The sequence below is a fragment of the Pseudarthrobacter sp. NKDBFgelt genome, from assembly GCF_046097905.1.
In the GTDB taxonomy this organism is placed as follows: domain Bacteria; phylum Actinomycetota; class Actinomycetes; order Actinomycetales; family Micrococcaceae; genus Arthrobacter; species Arthrobacter polychromogenes.
Genome location: NZ_JBJURL010000052.1, coordinates 21772 through 29264, shown reverse-complemented (window position 1 = coordinate 29264; position 7493 = coordinate 21772). Strand labels below are relative to the sequence as shown.

At 65.4% G+C, this 7493-nt stretch carries 8 protein-coding genes; 6 read left to right on the top strand and 2 right to left on the bottom strand.

Annotated features, from left to right (window positions below):
* A partial coding sequence (locus ACKAE7_RS14175) for a hypothetical protein (RefSeq protein WP_408979505.1) occupies nucleotides 1–495 on the top strand: 495 nt, incomplete at its 5' end.
* A 92-nt stretch (nucleotides 496–587) separates the two neighbouring features.
* Here the strand turns inward: ACKAE7_RS14175 and ACKAE7_RS14170 are convergent.
* Together ACKAE7_RS14170 and ACKAE7_RS14165 are read right to left on the bottom strand one after the other, a co-directional pair.
* Complete coding sequence (locus ACKAE7_RS14170) at nucleotides 588–725, bottom strand: hypothetical protein (RefSeq protein WP_191035646.1); 138 nt, start codon at nucleotides 723–725, stop codon at nucleotides 588–590.
* Between the two features lie 113 nt (nucleotides 726–838).
* Nucleotides 839–1765 (bottom strand): AraC family transcriptional regulator, encoded by a 927-nt coding sequence (locus ACKAE7_RS14165; RefSeq protein ID WP_188813114.1) that lies wholly within the window; start codon nucleotides 1763–1765, stop codon nucleotides 839–841.
* Nucleotides 1766–2038: 273 nt separating this feature from the next.
* Here ACKAE7_RS14165 and ACKAE7_RS14160 point away from each other — a divergent pair, with 273 nt between their 5' ends.
* From ACKAE7_RS14160 to ACKAE7_RS14140, 5 genes are read left to right on the top strand one after another with little or no spacing between them, the layout of a single operon-like run.
* Complete coding sequence (locus tag ACKAE7_RS14160) at nucleotides 2039–3391, top strand: sugar ABC transporter substrate-binding protein (protein WP_191035645.1); 1353 nt, start codon at nucleotides 2039–2041, stop codon at nucleotides 3389–3391.
* Nucleotides 3392–3411: 20 nt separating this feature from the next.
* Nucleotides 3412–4380, top strand: coding sequence for a carbohydrate ABC transporter permease (locus tag ACKAE7_RS14155; protein ID WP_188813095.1), 969 nt, complete (start codon nucleotides 3412–3414; stop codon nucleotides 4378–4380).
* Entirely contained in the window at nucleotides 4377–5312 is a 936-nt protein-coding gene (locus ACKAE7_RS14150; protein ID WP_191035644.1) for a carbohydrate ABC transporter permease, read from the top strand. The genes ACKAE7_RS14155 and ACKAE7_RS14150 overlap by 4 nt, the downstream gene beginning before the upstream one ends.
* A gap of 52 nt (nucleotides 5313–5364) precedes the next feature.
* Nucleotides 5365–6423, top strand: a complete 1059-nt coding sequence (locus ACKAE7_RS14145) for an NAD(P)-dependent alcohol dehydrogenase (protein ID WP_188813091.1) — start codon at nucleotides 5365–5367, stop codon at nucleotides 6421–6423.
* 59 nt (nucleotides 6424–6482) lie between these two features.
* Nucleotides 6483–7487 carry a carbohydrate kinase family protein gene (locus ACKAE7_RS14140; protein ID WP_408979504.1) on the top strand — a complete coding sequence of 335 codons (1005 nt, stop codon included), beginning with the start codon at nucleotides 6483–6485 and terminating at the stop codon, nucleotides 7485–7487.
* Nucleotides 7488–7493: the final 6 nt, after the last annotated feature.

Genomic DNA, 7493 nt, shown 5'->3' with positions numbered 1-7493 from the left:
GGGCACGAGCAGCGTCTGCTCCGCGACCCGTCCGTGCCGGTTCAGGCGACCGTGCGCGTGGTAGACCCGCTCGGCCGGGTCGCGGAGCAGACGCTGCTCGTGCCCGGCTGGGTCGAGCCGCGGCCCGAGCTGACCCTGAAGATCATCGACGTGCTCCGGATCGCCGGGCGCGGCTACGTGGCGAGCCTGCTGACCAGCGCCGATCCAGAGACCGAACCGCCCCATGTCCTCACGGTCGTCGCAAGACTGCCCGGCACCATCCCGCCGGGCCCCTTCAGGCGCCGTTCCTTGCGCGCCTCCTGGCAACTCCCGGACATCCCGACACGGCGGTCCCCGGTGCCGCCACGGGGCGCAGGGATCATGGCCGTGCGGTCGAGGGGCCCTCAGGGAACAGAGATCGGCCTGTGGATACCCGCCGAGCGGATCGTCGGCCTGACCGCGGCCATCACCCACCCCATCGAAGGAGAGGTGAACGACGGCTGGCGCCCGGCCTGAGCTGACTTCGATCGCGGCATCGGCTCGGTCCTCATGACCAATCACGCCTGCTCGTCAAGACCAGACCTGGTGAATCGCGCAAGCGCGGAGGGTTAGCAGAGGGGTGACTGCCCCAGGGCCCGGTCGGGCGAAGGCGGGTTGTCGCACACGCGCGCAATGACCAGCGTGCCGCGGACGTGCGGCGCGGTCTTCCCGGTCTGGAGGCCGTCGTCGGGCGGGTAAATTCCCATGTCCGCAATCCCGCAGCGCAGGACCTTCTGCTGGAGGCCTACGCACAGCGCACAGGGGCTACCCTCAGCTGACGGGACGCGAATGCTGCCACGGGCACGGGCGCCTGCGCTGACTAGGATTTCTGGACGCGCCGGCGGTAGGTCCGCGGTGTTTCCCCGGCGTCGTTCATGAAATGTCGGTTGAAGTTGGAGAGGTTGGTAAAGCCGACTTCGTAGCAGATTTCGGAAATTGGTTTATCGCTGCGTTCCAGCAGTCGCCGGGCGTGGGCCAGGCGGAGCTTCCGAACAAGATCGCTGAAATTCTGGCCGGTGGCGCGCTTAAAGTACTTGGAAAAAGTGGGTTGGGGCATGCCCACCAGTGCCGCTGCCTCGGACATCTTGACGCTGCCGGCGTGGTTGCTGAACACATACTCCAGGACGAGGTCGACGACGGCGGCGGCTTGTCCGTCCAGCTGCGGCCTGAACCATTCCTCGGCAAGGTAGCGCCGCTCGTCCTGGGGTGCCCGGAGCAGGATTCCGAAGAGGGAGAACAGGTGCTGGAGCCGCTCCAGTCCGGTGGTAGTGCCCATTGCCTCGATGGCCGCGGCCGCCTCCTCGGCTGAAACTCCCAGGAACTCAATCCCCCGCTGGGACTGCTCCAGCAGCGGCCTCACCTCGGCCAGTTCGGGAACCAGGGCCGCCGCCTGCTCGACCCACCTGCCGTCGAACTGGATCACGGCATCCCGGTTCTCGAGTACCTCACCGGGCTCAAGGTCACTGACCCAGTCGTGCGGCAGGCCGGACCCCACCAAGGCAACGTGGCCAGCCTCGAACGTGCCGATATGGTCTCCAACAATGAACTTTCCCGTGCCCTTGCGGATCAAGTGGATCTCGTACTCGGGATGGTAGTTCCACCGTGCCAGCGGGCTGGGATAGCTGTGCTGGTGCCACCGGACCGAATGGTTGGGATCAGGCGGGATGACCTCGCGGTTTGCCCGCATCCCCAGTAGGCGTTCGGCGAGCCTTGCCGTGGCTCCGTCAGCAGTATCCGCGGCGGTCATCGTGGTGCTCCATAGGGGTGGGCGGTTATGAACTCCGGACAGGCGTTGGTGGTCCTGGTCCCAGACTAGCGCCTTCCCGGTGGTGCCGGCAGGAAAATAAGTATCAGAAAGTGGCAACCAGGGCGCTAGTTGTGACCTGCACCTCCCACCTAATCTGGAAGTACATCAGCGAGGCACGGAAAATCCGGTCAAAGCCCTCGCCCCGGTCCTGTACCCCGACACGGCAGTCGAGGTGCGGTGACTGTGCACCCTTGAAGAACAAAGGAGTCCTTAATGCGCCCAAAAATGCGTGCCGCGACCCTGGCCGCCGGCGCTTTGTGTGTAGCGCTGAGTGCCTCGGCCTGTGCAGGTGCCGGCGGAGGCAATTCTGCCGGAGACCCGAACAGCATCAGTGTCCTGATGGTCAACAACCCCCAGATGGAGGACCTGCAACGACTCACGGCAGATAACTTCACCAAGGAAACAGGGATCAGGGTCAATTACACGATCCTGCCGGAGAATGACGTCCGGGCCAAGATCAGCCAGGAGTTCTCCAGCCAGGCCGGCCAGTACGACGTCGCCTCCCTGTCCAACTACGAGATCCCGTTCTACTCCGCCAACGGCTGGCTGGCGCCGCTGGACGACGTGGCAGAGGACCCGGCATTCGACCAGGACGACATCCTGCCCGCCTACACGGCATCCCTCACCGGTGAGGACGGCAAACTCTACGGCGAACCGTTCTACGGGGAGTCCTCCTTCCTGATGTACCGCAAGGACATCCTGGAGGCTGAGGGCCTGACCATGCCGGCCAAGCCCACCTGGGACGAGGTGGCTGAGATAGCGGCAAAGGTGGACGGCGCGGAACCGGGCATGAAGGGCATCTGCCTCCGCGGCCAGCCGGGCTGGGGCCAGGTCTTCGCACCCCTGACCACCGTGGTGAACACCTTCGGCGGGACCTGGTTCGACAAAGACTGGAATGCCCAGGTCAACTCCCCGGAGTTCACCGAAGCGGTGGAGTTCTACACCAAGCTGGTCCGCGAGCACGGACAAGCAGGCGCCGCACAGGCAGGGTTCACCGAGTGCCTGAACAACATGAGCCAGAGCAATGTGGCCATGTGGTACGACGCGACGTCCGCCGCAGGCGCACTGGAAGCCGAGGACTCCCCGGTCAAGGGCAAAATCGGCTACGCGCAGGCCCCGGTCAAGGAAACCGCCTCTTCCGGCTGGTTGTGGACCTGGTCCTGGGCTATGCAGGCCGCGTCCAGGAAGCAGGACGCCGCCGAGCGGTTCATTGCCTGGGCCAGCTCCAAGGACTACGAGGAACTCGTCGCCTCCGAGCTCGGCTGGGCAAAGGTCCCGTCCGGCAAGCGCATCTCCACCTACGAAAACGCGGAGTTCCAGAAGGCCGCACCGTTCTTCGAGGCAGAACGCTTCGCCATTGAAAACGCAGACCCGAAGAACCCCGGTGCGCAGGAACGTCCCGCGGTCGGGATCCAGTTCGTCGGCATCCCCGAATTCGCAGCCCTCGGCACAAACGTGTCCCAAGGCGTCAGCTCCGCCATCGCCGGCCAGGGCAGCGTGGCAGACGCGCTGGCCAAGGGCCAGGAAGCCGCCCAAAAGGTCGCCGACAAGTACAAACAGCCCTAACCGAACCGCAGGAGAACATCATGACTACCGCAACGGCGCGCATCTCCCGTCCGGGACGCAATGCAGCCACACCTTCACAAAATGCCCGGCAACGGGAACGCGCCCTGGCCTGGGCACGGCGTGCACCGCTGCTGCCGGCCCTGATCTTCCTTATCCTGGTCACGCAGCTCCCGTTCGTGGCAACGCTGGTTATCTCGTTCATGAACTGGAACAGCCTCAGCCCGGACAAGACCGCCTTTGCCGGCCTGGAGAACTACGCCACCGTCCTCACGGACCCTGACCTGCGCCAGGCCATCTTCACCACCATCCTCCTCACCGTTTCCGTCGTGCTGGTCAGCCTGCTCATCGGGCTGGGACTGGCCCTGCTGCTGGACAAAAAGTTCATCGGCCGCGGACTGGCCCGGACCCTGCTGATCGCACCGTTCCTGGTGGTTCCCGTGGCAGCGGCCCTGATCTGGAAGCACGCCCTGCTCAACCCCACCTACGGGCTGATTAATGGCGTCCTGACCTGGGTATGGTCGCTGTTCGGCAGTGCCGCGGCGCCGCAACTGGACCTGCTCTCGCAGGCACCCATGATGGCTGTGATCCTCTCCCTGGTGTGGCAGTGGACGCCCTTCATGATGCTCATCCTGCTGGCGGGCCTGCAGTCCCGTCCCATGGACACCGTGGAAGCTGCCCAGATGGACGGCGCCACCCCCTGGGGGATCTTCCGCCACCTGACGCTGCCGCACCTGCGCCAGTACCTGGAACTCGGCGGACTCTTGGGCGCAATCTACATCGTGCAGAACTTCGACGCCGTCTTCACCCTCACCGCCGGCGGACTGGGCACGGCCAACCTGCCCTACGCCATCTACCAGACGTTCTACTTCGCCAACGAATACGGCCTGGCATCCGCCGCCGGCGTCGTGGTGGTCATCGGCACCATCATTGTGGCCACCTTCGCACTCCGCACCGTCTTTTCACTCTTCAAGAAGGAGGCAGCACGATGAGCACCCTCACCCCCGCTGCACCGCAAAGCTCAGGCTCTGCCCGTTCCACGTCGCCCACCGCGCTGAACACCGGCCGCACTCCACGGCGTCGCGGCAAGGCACGCATGGACCCCACCCGCAACAACACCGCCGCCGGCATCGCCGCCTGGCTCCTGGCACTTCTCTTCGCAGTCCCGGTCCTGTGGATGATCCTCACTTCGTTCCACTCCGAGACGGACGCCGCCACGAACCCGCCGTCCATCGCCGCGAACCTCACCCTGGACGCGTACCGGGAATTCTTCGGCGAAACATCCGGCGTCAGCCCCTGGCCGTCGCTGATCAACTCCGCCACCGCCTCGATTCTGTCCACGGTCCTCGTGCTGCTCCTGGCTTTCCCGGCCGCGTACGCGCTCTCCATCCGGCCGGTGAAGAAGTGGACCGACGTCATGTTCTTCTTCCTCTCCACCAAAATGATGCCCGTGGTCGCGGCCATCCTGCCCCTCTACCTCTTCGCCCGGACCGTTGGGGCCCTGGACAACATCTGGTTCCTGATCCTGATGTACACCTCCATGAACCTGCCCATCGCCGTCTGGATGATGCGCTCCTTCCTCGCCGAAGTGCCCGAAGAAATGCTCGAAGCGGCGCAGATCGACGGCGCCAACCTCGTGCTCATCCTCCGCAAGATCATCGCCCCCGTGGCCATGCCCGGCATCGCCGCCACCGCACTGATCTGCTTCATCTTCAGCTGGAACGAACTGCTCCTGGCCCGGGTCCTCACCGGCGTGGTGGCAGGCACGGCGCCCGTCTTCCTCACTGGCTTCGTCTCCGGCCAGGGCCTCTTCCTCGCCCAGGTCTGCGCGGCCGCCGTCGTGATCTCCCTTCCCGTGCTGTTCGCAGGCTTCGCCGCACAGGACAAACTCGTCCAGGGCCTCTCCCTGGGCGCCGTGAAATAACAGGCCATGAAATAGCCCGCCGCCCCGCCAAACTCTTTCAAGGATTACTTCAATGACAACAACAACCGCCCAGTCACCTGCCACAGGTTCCGGACTGCCCGCCACGATGCGAGCGAACATCCTGAAGAGCCAGGGCGAGATGACCATGGAAACCCTGCCGCTTCCGCAACTCGACGCCGACCAGGTCCTGGTGCAGGTGGCCGCCGTCGGCGTCTGCGGTAGTGACGTGCACTACTACGAGCACGGCCGGATCGGCCCGTACGTGGTGGACCACCCACTCATCCTGGGCCATGAACTCTCCGGGCGGATCGCCGCCGTCGGAAGCGCCGTGGACCAGGCCCGCATCGGCCGGCGCGTCGCCGTCGAACCCCAGCGCCCCTGCCGCAAATGCAAGCAGTGCAAGGCCGGCCGGTACAACCTCTGCCCGGACATCGAGTTCTACGCCACCCCGCCCATCGACGGCGCGTTCGCCGAGTATGTGGCCATCCAGTCCGACTTTGCCTACGACATCCCGGACAGCGTCAGTGACGAGGCAGCCGCCCTCATCGAGCCACTCTCCGTCGGCCTCTGGGCCTGCGAACGGGCAGAGATCAAGCCCGGCAGCAGGGTCCTGATCGCCGGAGCCGGTCCCATCGGCATCATCGCCGCCCAGGCCGCGCGCGCCTTCGGCGCCACCGAAATCTACATCAGCGACATCGCCGAAGACCGGCTTGCGTTCGCCCTGGAACACGGCGCAACGCACGCGCTCAATGCCAGGACGGACAGCGTCGAGGGGCTCGACGTCGACGCGTTCATTGACGCGTCCGGCGCACCACAGGCGGTCCGCTCCGGAATCAAGGCCGTAGCCCCGGCCGGCCGGGTCATCCTCGTCGGGCTCGGGGCGGACGATGTCGAACTCCCCGTCTCCTACCTCCAGAACCGCGAAATCTGGCTCTCCGGGGTCTTCCGCTACACCAACACCTGGCCTTTGGCTATCCAGCTGATCGCCGACGGGAAAGTGGACCTCGACATCCTGGTCACCGGCAAATTCAGCCTGTCCGAGTCCGAGGAGGCGCTCACGGCAGGCAAGCAGCCCGGCCAACTCAAGGCCGTGGTCTACCCGGGCCGCTGACCCCGGTAGCCCGGAAGCATCAGCAGCCACATCCAGCACCGACCTGCAAGGAAGCAGCCATGTCATCACAGGGGATCGGCCCGGAACCGAATCTTTCCGACAGCAAAGCCCTGGTCACTGTCATCGGGGAAGCACTCGTCGACATCATCGAAGACCCCCGACAGGGGAGCACAGCACCGGAGACGCATCCGGGCGGCAGCCCCCTGAATGTGGCCGTCGGCTGCGCCCGGCTGGGCCTTTACACCAAACTCGTCACCCACTTCGCTGAGGATCTCTACGGTCAGTTGATCGCCAAGCACCTCGAGAACAACGGTGTCGAGACCATCGTCGGGGGATCCCAACCCACCTCAACAGCTGTGGCGACTCTGGACGACACTGGAGCCGCCCGCTACACCTTCGCCATCAGCTGGGACATCAACGGGGCCTCCATCCCGGCCCTGGCAGCGGCGGAAAGCTCCCTGCACGTCCACACCGGATCCATCGCCACGGTTCTGCCTCCGGGCAGCAAATCGGTGATGGGCCTGCTCGACGGTGCCCGCCATCACGCCACTATCAGCTTCGACCCCAACTGCAGGCCGGCAATCAGCCCGGACAAAGCAGCCGCGAGGCAGCAGGCAGAGGACTTTGTTGCCGCCAGCGACATCGTCAAGGCCAGCGACGAGGACCTGTTCTGGCTGTACCCCGACAGGACCCTGGAGGAATCAATGAACGCATGGCTGGCTCTGGGGCCTGCCCTGGTGGCATTGACCCGCGGCGCCAACGGACCCGTCCTCCTCAGCCGGTCCGGAAGGGTGGACATCCCCGGTGAAACGGTAACGGTAGCAGACACCGTCGGAGCAGGAGACTCCTTCATGGCCGCACTGATCTCCGGGCTGGCGCAGCTGGACGCACTCGGCGCAGCAGGCCGGGAGCGGCTCCAGAGGATTAGCCAGGACGAGCTCCATGCCCTGGCCCGCTATGCGAACAAAGCAGCCGGCATCACCTGCTCGCGGGCGGGCGCCAACCCACCGGGACCGGCAGAGCTGGGGCCGCTGGCAATCCCATCGTCCTTCCTCGAAGCGTAGGCACCC

Bases quoted from the DNA above. Each gene is read 5' to 3' on its own strand.
- ACKAE7_RS14170 (WP_191035646.1), bottom strand. From the start codon at position 725: ATGGGAATTTACCCGCCCGACGACGGCCTCCAGACCGGGAAGACCGCG.
- ACKAE7_RS14165 (WP_188813114.1), bottom strand. From the start codon at position 1,765: ATGACCGCCGCGGATACTGCTGACGGAGCCACGGCAAGGCTCGCCGAA.
- ACKAE7_RS14160 (WP_191035645.1), top strand. From the start codon at position 2,039: ATGCGCCCAAAAATGCGTGCCGCGACCCTGGCCGCCGGCGCTTTGTGT.
- ACKAE7_RS14155 (WP_188813095.1), top strand. From the start codon at position 3,412: ATGACTACCGCAACGGCGCGCATCTCCCGTCCGGGACGCAATGCAGCC.
- ACKAE7_RS14150 (WP_191035644.1), top strand. From the start codon at position 4,377: ATGAGCACCCTCACCCCCGCTGCACCGCAAAGCTCAGGCTCTGCCCGT.
- ACKAE7_RS14145 (WP_188813091.1), top strand. From the start codon at position 5,365: ATGACAACAACAACCGCCCAGTCACCTGCCACAGGTTCCGGACTGCCC.
- ACKAE7_RS14140 (WP_408979504.1), top strand. From the start codon at position 6,483: ATGTCATCACAGGGGATCGGCCCGGAACCGAATCTTTCCGACAGCAAA.